Raw genomic sequence first — 493 nt, 5'->3', positions numbered from 1 at the left:
AGCCTTTACCGACGCGACGGCGTAGGAGGGGACAATGGTACTCGATAATCTCGGGAGTTCTCTCCGCGGCAGTCTCGATAAGCTGCGGGGTAAGTCCCGCCTCGACGAGGACGACGTCCAGGAGATTGTCAAGGAGATACAGCGCTCCTTGCTCTCTGCGGACGTTGACGTGAGCCTCGTCATGGACCTCTCTGACTCCATCAAGACCCGTGCGCTCGAAGAAGAGCCGCCGGGTGGTACGAGCGCTCGCGACCACGTTCTGAAAATCGTCTACGAGGAACTCGTCGGTCTCATCGGCGAATCTACGGATATTCCGCTCGAATCGCAGACAATCATGCTCGCCGGTCTGCAAGGGTCGGGGAAGACGACCACTTCCGCCAAGATGGCGTGGTGGTTCTCGAAGAAAGGCCTTCGCCCGGCGGTCATCCAGACCGACACCTTCCGCCCCGGTGCGTACGACCAGGCCAAGCAGATGTGTGAGCGCGCCGAGGTC

1 protein-coding gene is annotated in these 493 nt (G+C 60.6%); it reads left to right on the top strand.

Features of this window, described 5'->3' with window-relative positions:
• Window positions 1-34: 34 nt before the first annotated feature.
• The coding region (locus tag D3D01_RS22725; protein ID WP_199725606.1) for a signal recognition particle receptor subunit alpha at window positions 35-493 on the top strand (459 nt) is incomplete at its 3' end.

The organism is Haloarcula sp. Atlit-7R (assembly GCF_003666065.1).
In the GTDB taxonomy this organism is placed as follows: Archaea; Halobacteriota; Halobacteria; order Halobacteriales; family Haloarculaceae; genus Haloarcula; species Haloarcula taiwanensis.
Note: the sequence above shows the minus strand (reverse complement) of the source record. Positions and strands in the feature narration are given on the sequence as shown.